Here is a 19192-nt window from a genome sequence, read left to right as displayed (position 1 = left end):
TTTAGCCCGGCACATCCAACCCCCCAGCGCAACAACGAAGGCACACATATGTCCAGCGGCACCCCGTTGATCCGGATCGCGGAGCGTCTCAAGCAACCCTTCCTGAGGAACGACCACCCCAGGGCCCTGCACCCCTCGGCCGTCTGGGGCGAGGCCAGCACAACGGCAGGAACCGCCCTGGCTCCGACCTGGCGTGCTGTCCGGGCGGCCTGGCTTAAGTACGCCTGGCCCGTGCTCTCGGTGTTCAGTGTTCTGGGCTGGTCGGTCCTTGCCGCTGCAATCCTGCTCTGGACAGCCGGGCAGGCCTACGGGTGGCAGGAAGCAAAAGCAGCCGCGGTTGCAGCCTTTGTGATGTTCGTGATCGCTGTGGGATTCATCCTCGGCCGGTCCACCTACGGCGTGGTCCTGGACCTCGCCCGGACCCGTGTTGCCGTGGGGGACAGCGCCGTGGGCAGCATCGCCGTCACCAACACCTCCCAGCGCCCGCTGCTGCCAGCAGCGGTGGAGCTGCCGGTGGGCGGCGTCACGGCCGTCTTCCACCTGCCGCGCATGAAGCCGCAGCAGGTCCACGAGGACCTCTTCACCATTCCCACCGCCCGCCGCGCCGTGATCGTCGTCGGGCCCGTTCGCTCCGTGCGGGCCGACCCACTGCACCTCCTGCGCCGGCAGGTCCTGTGGACCGAACCGGAAGACCTCTTTGTCCACCCCCGGACCGTCGCCCTTGCCGGTTCCGCAGCCGGTTTCATCCGGGACCTGGAAGGCATGCCCACCACCGAACTCTCCAGCGCCGATGTGTCCTTCCATGCGCTGCGGGACTACGTCCCCGGCGATGACAGGAGGCACATCCACTGGAAAACAACCGCACGGACCAACAAGCTGATGGTCCGCCAGTTCGAAGAGACCCGCCGCGCCCACCTGGCCGTCTCGCTGTCCATCAACATTGACGAATACGCGTCGGAAGCGGAGTTCGAGATGGCCATCTCCGCGGCCGCCTCCATTGGCCGCCAGGCAATCCGCGAGCAGCGTGAGCTGGACGTCCTCACCCAAAAAGGACCGCTGCGCTGTGAAACCGGCCGGACCATGCTCGACGACATGACCAGGATTGCCGGAGCACCCATGCGCCGCACCGCCGTCGACCTCGCCAGGACGCTGGCCGACACTGTTCCCAACGCCTCCGTGGTCTTCTTTGTTGTGGGCAGCAACGTCACTGCCACCCAGCTCCGGTCCGCCGCCGCTTCGGTGCCGCCCGGAGTCCGCAGCCTCGCCGTCCGCGTCGAGGCCAGCGCCGCATCCAGCAGGGCCAACATCGCCGACCTGACAGTGCTCACCCTGGGCGACCTCGACGATCTCGGCATCGTCCTGCGGAAGGCGGCAGCATGACCTCGGCACCGGGCCTGCGCCCGCGCACCCCCTCCGTACGTCAGCCGTCCCGCAACACGCCGGAATCGGCTTTTGCCGATGGCCAGCCGCTCTGGCATTTCCTGCTCGACGCCGGCGCCCTCACCGTCCTCCTGGGGCTGGGCCTGCTCGGGTTCGGGCTCAGCTTCGGCGGCGATCCTTACTACCTCCTGTCCGGATTCGGCGGCATCATCCTGGGCCTGGCCATCGGCGTCCTCACCGCGCACCTGCGCCTGGGCCTGCTCATCACCACCGCCCTCGCCCTCGGCGCCTACCTCGTGTTCGGAACGCTGCTGGCGGTGCCGGACGCGGCCATCGCCGGTTTTGTCCCCACCCTGGACTCGCTCCGGACCCTTCTTTTGGGCATCGTGTTCGCCTGGAAGGACATGCTGACTGTCGGCGTTCCGGTGGGAACTGCGGGTGGCGTGCTCATTGTCCCGTTCCTCAGTTCCCTGGTCACAGGGCTCGTGGCAGCAGTCCTCACCTGGCGGGCCAGGAGCCCCTACCTCCCGCTGATCCCGGTACTGGTCCTCTTCGTGACGGGCATCGCCTTCAGCACGAACGCAGCCTTCCTCACCCTTGAACGCGGCATCGGCCTGACGGTCCTCGGCATCGCCTGGGCGACGTTCCGCCGGGACGCCCTCCGGCGCAACACGTCCCGGAAAGTTCCGGTCAATAACCCCCAGGCGGACTCCGCCACCCTGCGGCGGGCCAGAATCCGCAGGCTGGGAATGGCAGCCGGCGTCATCGCCGTCAGCGTGGCCGTCACCGCCCTGTCCGCCCCGCTGGTGACCGCCGGGGGAGACCGGAAGGTCCTCCGGAACGTGGTGGTCCCGCCCTTCGACCCCAAGGACTACATCACGCCCCTCGCGAGTTTCCGGACGTTCGTCAAGGACAAAAAGGATGACACCCTGTTTGTGGTCAAGGGCCTTCCGCGTGACGCCCGGGTGAGGCTGGGGGCACTGGACGCCTTCAACGGCACCAACTACACCATTGACCCCAACGGCTCCGGCAACTTCAGCAAGGTGGGGGACACCCAGTCCATCAACACCCTCGCTGACACCTCCGCTGCGGTTCCCACGAACGAGTACTCCATCGGCATCACCATTGAGGACTACCAGGGCTTCTTCGTTCCCGGCGGCCGGAAGACCACCGGCCTGAGCTTTGACCGGGGCGGCTCGCCGGCGGCACAAGGCTTGTACTTCAACTCCGGCACCGATACCGCCGTCACCACCAACGGCTTGTCCCGGGGCGATTCGTACAGCGTCCAGGTCTCCGATCCGGTCAAACTCGAACACGGGCAGCTGACGCAGTACGACTTCGCGCCGGTGTCCCTCCCCGAGGCCGTTGAGGTTCCGCCGGTGGTGGGATCGCAGGCCAACGACTTGTCGGCCGATGCCCCCACCGCCATTGACCGCGTCCGCCAGATTGAAGCACACTTCCAGAAAACCGGCGCCTTCAGCAACGGACTGGTCAGTGAAGGCCAGCTGCCCAGCGTCTCCGGCCACGGTTCGGCCCGGATCAGGAACCTGCTGACGGCAAAGCAGATGCTCGGCGACGATGAACAGTACGCCGTGGCGATGTCCCTGATGCTGCGCCACCTGGACATTCCGTCCCGCGTGGTGATGGGCTTCTATCCTGATCCCACCAGCCCCGAAAACGGCGCGGGCGAGGTCAGGATCACCGGCAAGAACGTGCACGCCTGGGTGGAGGTTGCGTTTGAGCGGGTGGGCTGGGTCAGCTTCGACCCCACCCCGCCCAAGGACAACGTCCCCATTCCGCCGGACCCCGAGAACAAGTCCAAGCCCAAGCCCCAGGTCCTGCAGCCGCCGCCACCGCCGCAGGAACCCGCTGACCTGCCGCCGGACTCCTCGCCCGACGCCTTGGACGCGGACCAGAAAAAGAACAACCCCTGGCTGTTCTGGGGCGCCCTGCTGGGCGCGCTGGGCATTGCCCTGATCCCGCTGTCGATCCTCGCCCTGCCGCTGTTGCTGATTGCCCTGTTGAAATTACGACGGCGGAAGGCCCGTTTCAGGGACGGCGACCCTGCGCAGCGGGTTGGGGGAGGGTGGAATGAGGTGATGAGCCTTGCCACCGACATGGGAGCCGCCGTCGATACCCGTTCGACGCGCCGCGAAAGCGCCGCCGTGCTCGCCGAGGCATTCCCGTCCAGCAGCGGTACCACCGCCCTGCTCGCGCGGCGCGCCGACGCATCCATCTTCGGCGCCGGCCAGCCCAGCGAGGACGAGGTCCGGGAGTACTGGACCATCGTTGACGGTTCGCTGCAGGAGATGACCTCCACCGTGGGCTTCTGGCGCCGGCAACAGGCAAGGTTCTCTCCACGTTCGCTGCTGGCCGACGCCCGCCACAGCCTGACCCGCCGCGGGGCCAGGCTGTGGCGGGTCAGGCTGTGGCGCCGTTGACCATGGGAAGCGGCCGCCGTCGTCCTTCCGCTGGTGCCACCAGCGAGGTGCCACCGCCGGACACGACGGCTCCGCCATCCGGATCACCGGGAATTCCAAAATTCCAAGCCCCGATGCCCCAACCCCCACAGCAAGGACGCAAGACCCAGTGACAGACGACCCCCCGCGCTGCCTGCACTGCCGGCAACTGGTCCGCGCCGGAGCCGCTTTTTGTGCTGCCTGCGGTGCGCCACTGCCCAACCGGGCAGCGCGGAGCGGCAGCAGGCCGCAGCCACTGCCGGACCCTCAGGCACCGCCTGCCGCCGCGCGCCCGTCCGGGATTCCCGGTACTATCCCGGTAGTGGAAAGGCCCCAGGCGCTTCAGGCCGCGGGCATCGTGAATTCGGGCACGGGCCAGCGGAGCACCGGCGGGTCCACCGTGCAGGTGGGATCCGCTCCAGGGGGAGGAACGGGAATGGCAGTAAATCTTCAGCTTGTTCCGGCGACGGCGGGCAGGCGGCTTGGCGCTGCCGTCATCGACTGGCTGCCGCCCCTGGCAGTGCTGGTGGTGACATTTGCCCTTGGCTTCGCCGGAATAACGCGCACCCGAAGCGGCGGGTTCATCATCTACGACACAGCGTCCATGGTGCTGTTCGGCAGCATTGGCCTGGGACTCACCCTTGTCTACCTGGCGGCTGTAGCGGGGATGGAAGCCCGAACGGGCAGAACCCCCGGGAACCTGTGCATGGGGATCCGCAGCGCCGACAAAGACGGCTACGCTCCGGGTGCCGGTGCCGTTTTCCTGCGTGGGCTGATCACGGGTGCAGGCATCCTCCTGGCGATGCTCGTCGCAGTCCTCGTGGTGGTCTTCACATGGTTTGAGGCGGCCCCGCTGATCCTCACCCCGCTGCTGCTGGCGGGTGCGGTCTGGGCCGTGCTGGTGGTGGTTTCCAACACCTGGGACAACAAAAACGGGAAGCTTCGTGGCTGGCACGATGCCGCAGCCAAAACGCTGGCCTTTGATGTCAAAGCCGGCCGGAACCCCATCACCACCGGCGGAATCCAGGGGCCCTACAGCTTCGCGCCCATGGATTTGCCGCCCGTACAGCAGGTGCTTTCGCCGGTGGCAGGTGCCAACGTGCCGCAGGTCATTGATGCCCGGCCGGCGCCCACCCCTGTTCAGCACGTGCCGGTGTCCAGCCCTGCAGGTACTCCCCAGGCTGCACAGTTCCAGGCCCCGCAGTTCCAGGCTGCACAGCCCCAGGCCACTGGCTTTCGAGGTTCGGAACCGCGGGCCCGGCAACCCCATCCGGACGACGACGTTGACCGCACCCAGGTCCGCGGAACGGCCGGCCCTGCTCCCGTCGCCGTCCTTCGGATCCGGCTGGACGACGGCCGCGACTTCCAGCTGGACCGCAGCGTGCTGGTCGGCCGGAACCCCGTAGGCCAGGCTGGCGAACAGCAGGCCCAGCTGCTCGCCGTCGACGACCCCGGACGCTCCATTTCCAAGACCCATCTCCACCTGCTGACGGACGGAGCCGGTATCTGGGTGACGGACCGGAACTCGACCAACGGCAGCGCCGTGACCACCCCCGACGGCCACCGCACGCCACTCCAGCCGGGGGTGCCCGCATTTGTTACTCCGGGATCCAGTGTCCACTTTGGAGACCGCACTTTTTACCTAGGACAGGCATGAACCAACAACCCGCAAGCGTTCCCTTCAGCGTCGAACCGGGGGCAGGGCCAAGCCTGAGCGTCGGTTACGGGACGGACCGGGGACTGCGCAGGGAGCTGAACGAGGATTCCTACATCGCCTCCGACCCGGTGTTCGCCGTGGCGGACGGGATGGGCGGCCACGAAGCCGGTGAGATAGCCAGCGGAATGTGTGTCCGTGCCCTGGCGGCGATTCCCCAGCTCGCCACGGGCGAGCGGAGCGTCACCGCTTCGGTCCTTCAGGAGTACCTGGTCCGGGCGGACAACTCCATCCGTGAGGCCACAGGTGCCCGTGCCGGCACAACCCTGGCGGGTGCGGTCATTGTGGAGCAAATGGGGATGCCCTACTGGCTGGTCATGAACATCGGGGACTCCCGGACCTACCGTCTGAGCCAGGGGAGGTTCGAACAGATCAGCGTGGACCACTCGGAGGTCCAGGAGCTTGTTGACGCCGGGGAGATTACCGCGGAGCAGGCCACCGTCCACCCTCGGCGGCACGTGGTGACGCGGGCTCTGGGTACCGGTGACGAGACGGAGGCGGACTACTGGCTTCTGCCGGTGGAGGAGGGGGACCGCATCCTCATCTGCTCCGACGGACTGACCGGCGAGCTGACGGACGAGCAGATCTTCCGGATCCTCAGCACCGTGGGCCATCCCCAGGACGCCGTGGATGAACTGATCCAGGCTTCCCTCCGCAGCGGCGGCAGGGACAACGTGACGGTGATCGTGGTGGATGCCCGAAACGTGGTGAACGAGGCCGGTGCAGCCGCCACAGCCCCCCGACCGGACGCAGCCGAGGACGAAGTCACGCTGCCCCGCTCGCAGCCGGCGCCGGATTCCGCCCCTGCAAGCGAAAGCGGGGAAGCGGGCGATGGCAGCCACTAGTTACCTCCCCGGGACCAGTTACCTTCCGGGGACCTGGCTCGGTATTGTCCGCTCGCGCACTGCCGTCCTCTTGGGACCGGACACGTCGCCCGCCCTGGTAGCTGCACTCTGGGACCTGCTGGCAAACCGGCCGGAGGTGCACGAGGTACTGCATGCAGTGACGAACAGCCACGGGGGATCCCTGGCGAACATCCCTTCGTTCGGCCTCCTCGATTTCAACGGCCCCCTTCGCGTGTTCCTGCGCGGGGACCTGGAGGTGGCAGTCCAGTCGCCCGACGGCATGGTGGAGCTTAACGGCCGGGACGTAACCACCTGGACCGAACGGCGCCTTGCCTTGCCCGGACGGTGCCACCTGCAGATTCCAGCTGCCGCCGGCACCGCGCACCATGGCCTCCCGGAGCTGCCATTGGCCGAAGGCGTGGTGCTGCTGCAGTCCCTGCTGCTTTCGCAAGAGTCCGGAACTGACGCTGCCGCTGCCACTCCCGGCGCCGTGCGCGTTGAAGCCGTTGGCAGCGACGTTTCGGTCCTGCCCCACCAGGAAGTCCAGCCCCCGGAAAACTTCCAGAAGCACCAGGAGCCCCGGTCCGCACCTGAACCTGCGGCACAGGAAGAGGTACCGGTTCTTCCGGAGCTAACCGTTGCACCCGAGCACGGCGCCTCGGCTGAGACGGTTTACGCGGTGATCGACGAGGATTTCGAGGAAGCCGGGGCAGCAGATGGCGTGACCGCATCGGTCGGCACGGCATCCGGTGCAGCATCGAACGGCGAGACAGTTTCCCACGGCGAGACAGGATCCGCCGGCGCGGCAGCGCAGGAGCACAGCCCTTCGGATCCGGGCACGGCCCCGGCCAGCGACATGACCAGCTCCTACGACCACCTGTGGGAGCGGACCGTCATACGCACTATTGAAGACGCCGCGGTGCGCGACGATCCCGAAGCTGGCGTCATGGAGGAAGCGGCGCCACCTGCAGACGCCACTGGCTCCGGGCCTTCCGGACAGGGAAGCACCGCGCCGGAGGAGGGCGAGGGGGAGGATTACGTGCCGGCGGCGGCAGATGCCCCACCCGTTCCTGCCGCCGGCGAGCCCGGCAAGCCATCTCCGCCGTCCTCTGCCGGCGGCCTCATTGACTCCGTCCCGTGGCGCACAGGCGGAACGGACAGCCAACCGGTACCGGCACTGGCACCCCTTCCGGTACCGGCAGCACTGTCGCCCATGCCGGCCGCTGTTGCCCCTGCCGGCGGGGGCGGACCCCAGGAACCGGCGGGGCAGGCCGTTGACACTGATGTCGACACAGACCATGACGGCGAGACCGTCATGAAAAGCCAGTTGCCGCGAATGGCCGGCCGCCCTGCACCGGCAGCCGGGAGCGCATCCGCTGCAGGACCGCTGGTCCTGGCCAGGGTCTGCCCGCAAGATCATGCGAATCCGCCCACCAGCGCCCAGTGCGCCACCTGCGGCGCCGGGCTGCATCCGGACGCAGTCCAGGTTGCGCGCCCCCGGCTGGGACGGATGCGCATCTCCACCGGAGACCTGGTGGACCTCGACCAGTCGTTGGTGATCGGCCGGCAGCCGTCGGTATCCAGGGTCCAGGGTGGAGTCATGCCCCGGCTGGTCCAGGTTGCCAGCCCCGGTGGGGACATTTCCCGCTCCCACGTCGAAGTCCGGCTTGAGGGCTGGCACGTGATGCTCTGCGACCTCAAGGCCACTAACGGAACCGTCCTGGTGCGCGAGGGCCAAGCCCCGCGCCGCCTGGCCCAGAACGAGATGGCCATCCTGCTTGACGGTGATATCGCAGAGCTGGGAGACAACATCTCGCTGCGCTTTGAGGAGATTCCTTGAGTTCCAAACGGCCGCCTGCGCCGCCGCCCCACATCCCGGGGTTCACGTATGTCAGCCTGCTCGGTTCCGGCGGGTTCTCGGACGTCTACCTTTATGAACAGGACAGGCCCCGGCGCAAAGTGGCCGTCAAAGTGCTGCTCTCGGACCTGAAGACCGACGGCGCCCGCCGCCGCTTCGAGTCCGAGGCCAACCTGATGGCCCAGCTGTCCTCCCACCCCTACATCGTCACCATCTTTGAAGCTGAGGTGACCGACTCCGGGCATTCCTACCTCGCCATGGAGTACTGCTCCCGGCCCAGCCTGGACGTGCGGTACCGGCGGCAGCGGTTCAGTGTGGACGAAGTGCTGGCCGTCGGCATCCAGGTGGCGTCCGCCGTCGAAACAGCCCACCGCGCCGGCATCGCCCACCGGGACATCAAGCCCGCCAATATCCTGGTGACCGACTACAACCGTCCCGCCCTGACCGACTTTGGGATCTCCGGGACCCTCGCCGGTGACAGCGACGACGATTCCGGGATGTCCATCCCCTGGTCCCCGCCGGAACAATTCTCCGACGGCACCGTGGACGGCGTCATGGTTGACGTCTGGGCCCTCGGCGCCACGCTGTACACCCTGCTGGCCGGCCGGTCGCCCTTTGTGATGCCGGGCGCCGACAACTCCCAGCGCGAGCTGATCAACCGGATCACCAATAACCCGGTCCCGCAGCTGGGCCGGGCCGACGTCCCCGAATCGCTGGAACTGGCCCTGTCCACGGCCATGGCGAAGTCCCCGCAGTCCCGCTACTCGTCCGCGCACGCCTTCGCCCTGGCCCTGCAGCGCATCCAGGCTGAACTCAACCTCTCCGTGACGCCCTTCGAGGTCCTTGAGGAGCCGCACCAGGAAGAGAGCCACCCGGACGACGGCTTCGAGGAAACCCGCGTCCGGAGCATCGCAGCCATCGACCCTGAAGGAACGGGCAGTGCCCCCACCTTCCCTGCACGCACCCGGCCGGACGCCCCGGCAGCGGAAGCCCCGCCGTCGCTGTTTCCCCCGGATGTTCCCCTGGCACCCTCGGCTCCGTTTGCTCCCTTGGACCAGCCCCAGGAGTGGGCGCAGTCCACTGTCCTGCGCGGTGCTTCGGGCAGCACCAGGCCAGCAGCCCGTGGGAAGGTTCCCGACGCCGGTCCCCAGGAGGGTGCCGACGCTGCCGACACTACCGTCCACCGGCCGGCAAGAACCGGGGAACCGGCAGAGGCTCCGGCTCCCGGCGTGGACCACGGAAAGCGCAACCTGTGGCTGGCCGCCGCCGGCGGAACCCTCCTGGCCCTCGCCGCGGTGGTTGGCATCGTGATGGCCAACGCCGCGCCGGATGCACCCAAGGCACTTCAAAGCCAGGAAGCCAGCAGGCCGCCTGCCGATGCCCTGGACAACGGCACGGTACCGGATGTGGAAGGCCTCACCGGGACCATAGGCGGCGACGGCGACGCCTCCTTCACCTGGGTTAATCCCCAGCCCAAAGAGGGCGACACCTACAAATGGCGGGTCTACACCATCGGCGGCGGCGGGGATTACCAGTCCATCGCGCAGCCACCGGTCCGGGTGAAAACCAATCCGTCCGGGGAGACCTGCGTCCAGGTGATGATCGTCCGCTCGGATGGAGCCTTCTCCCCGCTGGAAGCCGGCTCCATCGCCTGCACCGGCACGTGAGCCCCGGCCCTGCCCGGGCAACAGCACGACCAGGAAACAGCACAACCAGCAGCAGTACAGCGACGATACGCAGAGCTCTGCCCGACGAGGAGGCACACAAAATGGGGGATCTGGCAATAGATTTCTGTGGTGAGTGGTACGAGCCATCGGACGAGGACGTCTTCAACATCGGCCGTGAAGGCGACCTCGAGGTGGACGACAACCCGTACCTGCACCGGCAGTTCCTGCAGGTGGCCCGCTACGACGGAATCTGGTGGCTCAGCAATGTGGGCAGCATGCTTTCGGCCACCGTGGCGGACGGTTCCGGCGGCATGCAGGCCTGGCTTTCGCCCGGTGCCCGGATCCCGCTGGTCTTCAGCCACACCAACATCATCTTCACGGCAGGGCCCACCACCTATGAATTCGCCGTGCACCTCAAAACCCCGTCCTTCCGCCAGGAGGCGCGGGAGGAGGACAGCAACGGCGACACCACTATCGGTCCGGTCGTGTTCACCGACTCCCAAAAGGCGCTCATCGTAGCGCTCGCCGAACCCATGCTTCGGCGCGAGGGGACCGGGTTCAGCGCCATCCCGTCCTCGGCCGCGGCCGCCAAGACGCTCGGTTGGGCGCTGACGCGCTTTAACCGCAAGCTCGATAATGTGTGCGACAAGCTGGACCGGGTGGGCGTCGCTGGCCTGCGCGGAGGGGGCGGCAAACTGGCTACCAACCGCCGCGCCCGGCTCGTGGAACATGCCGTCACGTCGCACCTGGTCACCACTGATGACCTGTACCTGCTTGAGAAGATGAGGGGCGTGGACGAAGGATGAGGATCCGGCTGACACTCCGCCGGGATCCAGCCGAGGCCAAGGACCTCGCCATCACCGTCGACGGCCTCGCGACGGTGGCCGATGTGGCCACAGTGCTGTGGGCGGCGGACCCTGCGCGCAAGGGAACACCGCCCCCTGGGAACCTCTCGCTGCGCATCGAAGAAGCCTTTGTGGGCGGCGGCCTGCGCGGTAACATCCTCGCCCGCGAGGATAACCTCCTTGAATCCGGGCTGCGGCCAGGCTCCGTCGTGTCGCTGGCGCAGGTCAGCGAGCGCTTTGGCCTTCCGGGGGCGAACCGCGGCCCGGCGGCCGCCACCCTGCGCGTTCTGTCAGGGCCCGACGTCGGCAGCGAATTTCCGCTGCCGACCGGCACCAGCTACATCGGCCGGGACCGGGACGTGGACATCCGGTTGACGGATCCGCTGACCTCCAAACGCCATGCGCGCATCACGGTAGGAGAGACCGTGGAAATCGTGGACACCAACTCTGCTAACGGTCTCCTGATGGATGGACTCGCGGTGACCCGTGCAACGCTGGACTCCTCGGACGCCGTCACCTTGGGTGACACCACCATCACCGTGGTCCCGCTGGGCCATAACAGGGCGGCAGCGCCGACGTCGCCCCTGGTGGACTTCAACCGGTCACCGCGCGTTGTTCCCCGGTTCGAGGAACCCAAGCGCGTGATGCCGGCCGGACCGAAGCGTCCGGAAGACAACCCGTTCCCGTACATCATGATGATCGCCCCGCTGCTCATGGGAGCCGTGATCTTCGCCGTCACCGGCAACCCGCTCTCGGTGCTGTTCATGATGATGATGCCGCTGTTCATCCTGGGCCACTATGTGGACCAAAAGATGCGGACCAGGCGCCAGCAGAAGGAGCAGCTCAAGCAGTTCCGCGCTTCCATGGCCGCCTTCCGGGAGGACATCACCGAACTCCAGCACGTGGAACGCGCCGTCCGGCTGCAGGAAGCACCGTCCGTCAGCGACACCGTTGACGCCATTTACAAACTGGGTCCGCTGCTTTGGACCCACCGGCCCGAACACCACGCGTTCCTGGGCCTGCGTTTTGGCCTGGGTACGGCCCCTTCACGCGTGCGTATGGAGGAACCGGCGAACAACGACACCGAGGTGGAGTACGCCCGGGAAATCCAGGACTGCCTCAAGCAGTTCCGGGACATCGAGGGCGTTCCGGTGGTGTCCCAGTTCCGGACGGCAGGCTCGCTGGGCATCGCCGGTGCCCGCGGGCTGGTGGACGACGTGGCACGGGGCATGGTGCTCCAGCTCGCCGGCCTGCACTCGCCGGCCGAAGTGGTGCTCGCTGCCATCACGTCCGCGCAGTCCCGGGAACGCTGGAACTGGCTGCAGTGGCTGCCGCATGTGGGTTCCGGGCACAGCCCCCTGTCCGGTGACCACCTTGCTGCCGGCTCTGCCGGCGGTGCATCCCTGGTGGCCCGGCTTGAGGACCTGGTGGAGTCCAGGGAGGCTGCCGCGAAGCGGGCCGTTCCGGACCTTCGTCCCGGGCTTGACCCGGCCAAGCACGAGGTGGACGGGCCGGTGGTTCCTGCGGTGCTCGTCATCGTGGAGGACGACGCCCCCGTGGACCGGGGGCGGCTCACCCGCCTTGCCGAACGCGGACCCGACGCCGGCGTCCACGTGCTCTGGGTTGCCACCAGCATCCAGGCGTTGCCTGCTGCCTGCCGGGACTTCATGGCAGTGGACGGTGAGCACGGCACCACCACAGGGCAGGTGCGCCTTGGCCGCCACACTTATCCTGTCAGCTGCGAAAGCGTGGATGCGGAGCTGGCCGCCCAGCTGGCCCGGATGCTTACTCCCGTGGTGGACGTGGGCAAGCCCGTCACGGACGACTCCGACCTCCCGCGCGCCGTCTCCTATGCCACGCTGATCGGCAAGGACTTCCTGGACAACCCCCAGGCCATCGCCGAGCGCTGGACGGAAAACAACTCCGTGCACGCCAGCGCCGTGGCCAACCGCAAGGACAACGGCACGCTGCGCGCCCTGGTGGGCTCCAAGGGCATTGAACCGCTCTACCTTGACCTGAAGAACGAGGGCCCGCACGCCTTGGTGGGTGGAACCACCGGCGCCGGCAAGTCCGAGTTCCTGCAGTCCTGGGTGATGGGCATGGCGGCTGCCTACAGCCCGGACAGGGTCAGTTTCCTGTTCGTTGACTATAAAGGCGGAGCGGCGTTCGCGGACTGCATCAACCTGCCCCACACGGTGGGGCTGGTAACAGACCTTTCGCCGCACCTGGTCCGCCGCGCCCTCACCTCGCTCCGCGCTGAACTCCATCACCGCGAGCAGTTGCTGAACCGCAAGAAGGCCAAGGACCTGCTGGCACTGCAGCGGGAGGCCGACCCGGAAGCGCCGCCGTACCTGATCATCATCGTGGACGAATTCGCTGCGCTCGCCAATGAGGTTCCGGAGTTCGTGGATGGCGTGGTGGATGTTGCAGCACGCGGGCGGTCCCTGGGCCTGCACCTCATCCTGGCCACCCAGCGCCCGGCCGGTGTGATCAAGGACAGCCTGCGGGCCAACACCAACCTCCGGGTGGCGCTGCGGATGGCGGACGAGGACGACGCGACGGACATCCTCGGCGTCCCCGACGCCGCCTACTTCGACCCCTCCATTCCGGGCCGCGGCGCAGCGAAGACGGGACCGGGCCGGATCCAGGGCTTCCAGACCGGCTACGCAGGCGGCTGGACCACGGACAGGCCGCAGCGGCCCCGGATCGACGTCGTGGAAATGGCCTTCGGCTCCGGACCCAGCTGGGAGGCGCTTGCCCCGGAAAGGCCGGAAGTTGAGGCGCCGGCCGGCCCCAACGACATCGCCAGGATGACCGCCACCATCGTCCGCGCCGCCGGTTCCCTTGCCATCCGCCCGCCGCGCAAACCCTGGCTGGACGAACTGGCCAAGGCCTACGACTTTTCCAGGCTGCCCAACCCCCGCACCGACGAACAACTGCTTCTCGGTGTGGCAGATGACCCCGTCCGCCAGGACCAGCCCACCGTTTTCTACGAACCGGACAAAGACGGCAACATGGCCATCTACGGTACTGGCGGGTCAGGCAAATCGGCCGCCCTGCGCGGCATTGCCATTGCCGCGGCGGTAACCCCCCGGGGCGGGCCTGTCCACGTCTACGGGATCGACTGCGGATCCTCTGGACTGCGGATGCTGGAGGAGCTGCCCCACGTCGGTGAGGTCATCAGCGGCGACGACGTCGAACGCGTCGGACGCCTGCTGCGCCTGCTGCAGGAGATCGCCGAGCAGCGCTCCGCGGCCTTCGCCGAGGTGCGCGCGTCCACCATCGTTGAGTACCGGAAGCTCGCCAACAAGCCCGGGGAGAAGCGGATCTTTGTCCTGGTGGACGGCATGTCCGCCTTCCGGGAACTGTACGAACACAGCCGGCTGTCCGCACTGTGGGACATCTTCCTCCAGCTGGCCACGGACGGCAGGGCCCTGGGCATCCACCTGGTGGTCACGGGGGATCGGCCCAATGCGGTTCCCGCTTCCCTGCTGGCCTCCATCCAGCGCCGCCTGGTGCTGCGCCTCTCCTCGGAGGACGACTACATCTCATTGGATGTTCCCCGGGATGTGCTTGGGGCCGGATCCCCGCCCGGCCGGGGCCTGCTGGACGGCCTGGAAATCCAGCTCGCCGTCCTGGGCGGGAACTCCAACCTTGCCCTGCAGGCCCGTGAGGTGCACAAGCTGAGTGAAGCGATGCTGCGGCAGGGCATGGATGCGGCCCCTGGCATCGAACGGTTGCCCGACCAGGTGGATCTGGACGTCCTTCCTGCCGGCGGTGCCGACCTGCCCGTTATTGGTGTGGACGACGAAACGCTCCAGCCGGCGGGGATCATGGCGAGGGGCCCGCTGCTCCTCGCCGGCCCTCCCGGCGCAGGCCGGACCGTCGCGCTGGTGACCCTGGCCTACGCCCTCCGCCGGTCCAATCCCGGGACGGAGCTTATCTACATCGGCGCCCGGCGGTCCGCCGTCGCCTCCTTGCCCATCTGGAACCGCTGTGTGGTGGGCGCCGACGACGTAGCTGAGGTGGTGGAAGACCTGGTGGAGCATTCCTCGGGGAACCCGGGCTCGCTGGGCATCTTCATTGAGGGGCTGACGGAGTTCACGGACACCCTGGCTGAGTCCGGTATGGGCCAACTGGTCGCGGCATCCATCAAGGCCGACCAGTGGGTCATCGGAGAATCCGAAACGTCCACCTGGTCCTCGGCCTGGTCCCTGGCGCAGCCCTTTAAATCCGGGCGGCGGGGACTGCTGCTGAACCCTGGCGACATCGAGGGCGACAGCCTGCTGAACACATCCCTCGGCAGGGTCAGCCCGGAATTTATCCCTGGCCGGGGATACGTGGTGGGACGGGGAAAGGCGCGCAAAATCCAGGTTGCCCTGCCGCCCGAAAACAAGGACTGACTCACAGGCAACGGCAGGGCCGCGAAGCGGGAGGATTTGCGGCCCTCCAGCGTGGTGTAGAAGACTACCCGGGACACCAGAAAGCCGCGGTGGGGGACTGCGCGCATCGAAAGGTAGCAATGACCCCGTCCTCACAGGTCCTCCGCGTTGCCTCGGCATCGGCATCAGCTGCGGTTCTGGCGATCGCCGTGGGCCTCTTCCCGGGTGGTCCTGCGGCCGCTGATTCTGCCGAACCAACGCCCGCCACCACAACGGCTTCCACCCAGGCTCCTTCGGAATGTCAGCTTCTGTGCCTGCCCGTCCTCGGGGAAGATACAACGCGCCCGGAGACCGAACGGCCGCGGAAGGTTAAGGAACCGGCGGGCCCGCCCGCCCAGCCCGCGGACCCTGCGCAGGCGGAGCAGCCTGCTCCGCCCGCTGCGCCGCCGGCCGTAACTGTTCCCGTCCCGGCGGCCCCTTCCCCGGCTCCCTCACCCGACGAAACCGGCCCGGCGGGGGAGGTCCCCGAAGACGCCACGGCGAGCGCGGTCCCCACGCCGTCGAACGGCCCCACCGGCGCGTCGAACTGGAACACCCCGGTCACGAGGTCCGCCAAGGCCACACAGGTGGCGGCCGTTTCCCCGGCGGACAGCCGGGACCCCGGCGGTCCTGAGCTCCTGCCGGTCGCCGGCGGCGTCCTGCTGGTGGGTGTGGCCACCGCCGCCTTCACCTGGTGGGGCAGGAACCGCGTCGGAGGGCACTGACCTGCCCTGACACCAACGGCGTCCCCCGGCCAGGCAGCGCAGGAGCCAGCGTCAAGCTGCCGGGGTAAGGCAAGATAGGTCTGTGAGCACAGGACCAGGCCCCGCAGAACAGACCGCCACCCGGACCACCGCACCCGGCGAACCGGAAGCCATCCCCACCGAATCGGTGCGCGAGGAATACGAAAACCTTGTGGACCTCGTCCGGAAGTACCGGTTCGCGTATTACCAGGAGGACATCCCCCTGGTGTCCGACGCCGAATTCGACGAACTCTTCCGCCGGCTGGAGGAGATCGAGGCCCTTCACCCGGAGCTGGTGTCCAACGACTCACCCACCCAGGAAGTGGGAGGGGAAGTGTCCGCGGCCTTCGCCGCCGTGGAGCACCTGCAGCGGATGTACAGCCTTGAGGATGTCTTCTCCCTCGAGGAACTGGAGGCCTGGCTCACCAAAGCGTCAGCCAGTATCGCGAAGATCGGTGACGGATCGCAGCAAGCGGCCTGGCTGACTGAACTGAAGATTGACGGCCTCGCGGTCAACCTGTTGTACCGGGACGGAAAACTGGTGCGCGCCGCTACGCGCGGCGACGGCACCACCGGTGAGGACATCACCCACAACGTCCTCACCATCAAGGAAATCCCGCAGGAGTTAAGCGGTCAGGGGTATCCGGCGGAGGTGGAAATTCGGGGCGAGGTGTTCATCCCGTCGCAGGCCTTCGCGGAGTTCAATGAAGCCCTGATCGAAGCCGGCAAAGCGCCCCTGGCCAACCCCCGCAACGCAGCAGCCGGCTCGCTTCGCCAGAAGGACCCGGCGGAAACGGCCAAGCGGCCCCTGAAGATGTTTGTCCACGGCATCGGCGCCCGAGAGGGGCTCCAGGCGCGCAGCCAGTCCGAAACCTACGCCTTGCTGAAGGACTGGGGCCTGCCGGTGAGCCCCTATTCGGAAGTGCTGGGGAGCCTGGACGAGGTCCTGGACTTCATCAAACGGTACGGGGACAAGCGCCACAAACTGCTGCACGAAATCGACGGCATTGTGGTCAAGGTGGATGAATTCGCCACCCAGCGGGCCCTGGGCTACACCACCCGCGTACCCCGGTGGGCCGTGGCCTACAAATACCCGCCCGAGGAAGTCCACACCAAGCTCCTGGACATCCAGGTCAACGTGGGGCGCACCGGACGCGTCACCCCCTTCGGCATGATGGAGCCCGTCAAAGTCGCAGGGTCCACCGTGGAGATGGCCACCCTGCACAACCAGGACGTGGTCAAGGCCAAGGGCGTAAAAATCGGCGACATCGTTATTCTCCGCAAGGCGGGCGACGTCATTCCGGAAATCGTGGGCCCGGTCCTGGCCCTGCGCGACCAGCAGGATCCTCCGGTCCGCGACTTCGTGATGCCCACAGAATGCCCTTCCTGCGGCACACCCTTGGCCCCTGCCAAGGAGGGCGACGTGGATATCCGCTGCCCCAACTCAAAGTCCTGCCCTTCCCAGTTGCGCGAGCGGGTGTTCCACCTCGCCGGCCGCGGCGCTTTCGACATTGAAGCGCTCGGCTGGGAAGCGGCCATTGCCCTCACTCAACCGGCGGAACCCGAAGTCCCGCCGCTGACCACCGAGGCGGCACTGTTCGACCTCACGCCGGAGCTGCTGGCCGAGGTGAAGATCCGGCGCGAGAAGCGCTCCAAGGGGGTGGCCACCGGGGAATACGAGCTGGTGCCGTACTTCTATAGCAAGGGCACCGCGAAATCGCCGTCCAAGCCCACCGCCACCACGGAGAAGCTTTTCCGCGAACTCGAAAAGGCTAAGGCCCAGCCCTTGTGGCGGGTGCTGGTGGCCTTGTCCATCCGGCACGTTGGGCCTCGGGCGTCCCGTGCGCTGGCCACAGCCTTCGGCACCATGAACGCTATCCGGAAGGCGTCGGAGGAGGAGCTGGCCCACGTGGACGGCGTGGGACCCACCATTGCCGCCGCACTGAAGGAATGGTTCGCCGAGGACTGGCACCTGGAAATTATCGACCGGTGGGCCGCAGCCGGCGTCAGGATGGAGGACGAGCGGGACGAATCAGTGCCCCGCACGCTGGACGGACTGACCGTGGTGGTCACCGGCTCGCTGCCGAACTTCAGCCGCGACGAGGCGAAGGAAGCCATCCTCATCCGCGGCGGCAAGGCCTCAGGTTCCGTCTCCAAGAACACCAGCTACGTGGTGGCCGGCGAGAACGCCGGCACCAAGCTGGACAAGGCCGAGCAGCTTGGCCTTCCCGTTTTGGACGAGGACGGCTTCCGGCAACTCCTGGCCGGCGGCCCCGCAGCCCTGGGGGACACGGCGGCACCGGGGGACACGGCAGCACCGGGGGACACGGCAGCACTGGAGGACACGGCCGACGAAGCCGCAGCGGAGGCAACAGCATGAGCCGCCCCGGCGAACTCCTGCAGGTGGCCATGGCTGCCGCCGCCGCCGGCGCCGCGGTCCTGGCCGGCCGCAGCAGCGAGGCCTTGCAGGCCAGCAACAAGGGCGACGCCGGCGATTGGGTCACCGCCTTCGACGTCGCCGCAGAGCACGCTGTCCGCGACGTCATTTCCGCGGCCCGGCCCAATGACAGCATCACCGGTGAGGAACACGGAACCACCAGCCCGGCGAACCCCACCGGCTACCGCTGGTCCATCGACCCGCTGGACGGCACCACCAACTTCATCCGCAACATCGTCTACTACGGCACCTCGGTTGCAGTGGCAGATGCCGACGGCGTATGGCTGGCCGGCGTCGTTAATGCCCCTGCGCTGGGCCGGGTGTACTACGCCGCCCGCGGCGAGGGTGCATGGCTGGAAGAGAACGGTGCCTTGACCCGGCTCGAGGGGCCGGTCCCGGGGCGCAAAGGCCAGATCCTCGCCACCGGGTTCAACTACGATCCGCAGGTCCGCTCTGAGCAGGCCGCCCAGTTCGCCGAGTTGCTGCAGGGTTTTGCCGATGTCCGCAGGCTGGGGTCAGCAGCCCTGGACCTGTGCCTGGTGGCGGACGGCACCCACGACGCGTTCGGCGAGCGGGGGTTGAACGAGCATGACTTTTCGGCAGGCGCGCTGATCGCCGAGGAAGCCGGCTGCTGGGTCCGCCGGCCCCGGTTGACCAGCCCGCTCGACGGCGGGCCCAGCGACCAGGAACGGCTGGACGCGTGGACCTGCGCAGGGAGCCTGGAGCTGTCCGGTAAATTCCCGCTCTGACGCGGCAGCCGCCGGGCCCTGACCCGTTTAACGGGCCCGCCGTGATAGTTCAGTCACGGAAACCCCCGTTTTGC

At 67.6% G+C, this 19192-nt stretch carries 11 protein-coding genes; all 11 read left to right on the top strand.

Annotated elements, in window-relative coordinates:
* Positions 1-48 precede the first annotated feature (48 nt).
* The 11 genes from M1D32_RS13180 (at position 49) to M1D32_RS13130 (ending at position 19118) form a co-directional block, all read left to right on the top strand.
* Entirely contained in the window at positions 49-1380 is a 1332-nt protein-coding gene (locus tag M1D32_RS13180; RefSeq protein WP_458779101.1) for a DUF58 domain-containing protein, read from the top strand.
* Positions 1377-3821, top strand: coding sequence for a transglutaminase family protein (locus tag M1D32_RS13175; RefSeq protein WP_458779100.1), 2445 nt, complete (start codon positions 1377-1379; stop codon positions 3819-3821). Before M1D32_RS13180 ends, M1D32_RS13175 begins: the two co-directional genes overlap by 4 nt.
* 454 nt (positions 3822-4275) lie before the next feature.
* Positions 4276-5496 carry an RDD family protein gene (locus M1D32_RS13170; protein ID WP_458779099.1) on the top strand — a complete coding sequence of 407 codons (1221 nt, stop codon included), beginning with the start codon at positions 4276-4278 and terminating at the stop codon, positions 5494-5496.
* Complete coding sequence (locus M1D32_RS13165; RefSeq protein WP_458779098.1) at positions 5493-6398, top strand: PP2C family protein-serine/threonine phosphatase; 906 nt, start codon at positions 5493-5495, stop codon at positions 6396-6398. Before M1D32_RS13170 ends, M1D32_RS13165 begins: the two co-directional genes overlap by 4 nt.
* Positions 6385-8238: an FHA domain-containing protein gene (locus M1D32_RS13160; RefSeq protein ID WP_458779097.1), complete on the top strand. Its 1854-nt coding sequence runs from the start codon at positions 6385-6387 to the stop codon at positions 8236-8238. The genes M1D32_RS13165 and M1D32_RS13160 overlap by 14 nt, the downstream gene beginning before the upstream one ends.
* Positions 8235-9923 carry a serine/threonine-protein kinase gene (locus M1D32_RS13155; RefSeq protein WP_458779096.1) on the top strand — a complete coding sequence of 563 codons (1689 nt, stop codon included), beginning with the start codon at positions 8235-8237 and terminating at the stop codon, positions 9921-9923. The genes M1D32_RS13160 and M1D32_RS13155 overlap by 4 nt, the downstream gene beginning before the upstream one ends.
* A 101-nt stretch (positions 9924-10024) precedes the next feature.
* Positions 10025-10729 (top strand): hypothetical protein, encoded by a 705-nt coding sequence (locus tag M1D32_RS13150; protein ID WP_458779095.1) that lies wholly within the window; start codon positions 10025-10027, stop codon positions 10727-10729.
* On the top strand, positions 10726-15171 hold the full coding sequence (locus tag M1D32_RS13145; RefSeq protein ID WP_458779094.1) for an FtsK/SpoIIIE domain-containing protein: 4446 nt from the start codon (positions 10726-10728) through the stop codon (positions 15169-15171). Before M1D32_RS13150 ends, M1D32_RS13145 begins: the two co-directional genes overlap by 4 nt.
* A gap of 119 nt (positions 15172-15290) precedes the next feature.
* On the top strand, positions 15291-15914 hold the full coding sequence (locus M1D32_RS13140; protein ID WP_458779093.1) for a hypothetical protein: 624 nt from the start codon (positions 15291-15293) through the stop codon (positions 15912-15914).
* 82 nt (positions 15915-15996) lie between these two features.
* Complete coding sequence (gene ligA / locus M1D32_RS13135) at positions 15997-18312, top strand: NAD-dependent DNA ligase LigA (protein ID WP_458779092.1); 2316 nt, start codon at positions 15997-15999, stop codon at positions 18310-18312.
* Entirely contained in the window at positions 18309-19118 is an 810-nt protein-coding gene (locus M1D32_RS13130) for an inositol monophosphatase family protein (RefSeq protein WP_458779091.1), read from the top strand. The genes ligA and M1D32_RS13130 overlap by 4 nt, the downstream gene beginning before the upstream one ends.
* The last annotated feature ends 74 nt before the right edge of the window (positions 19119-19192 follow it).

The sequence above is a fragment of the Arthrobacter sp. D3-16 genome (assembly GCF_054408515.1).
This window is presented reverse-complemented; position numbering and strand designations above follow the sequence as displayed.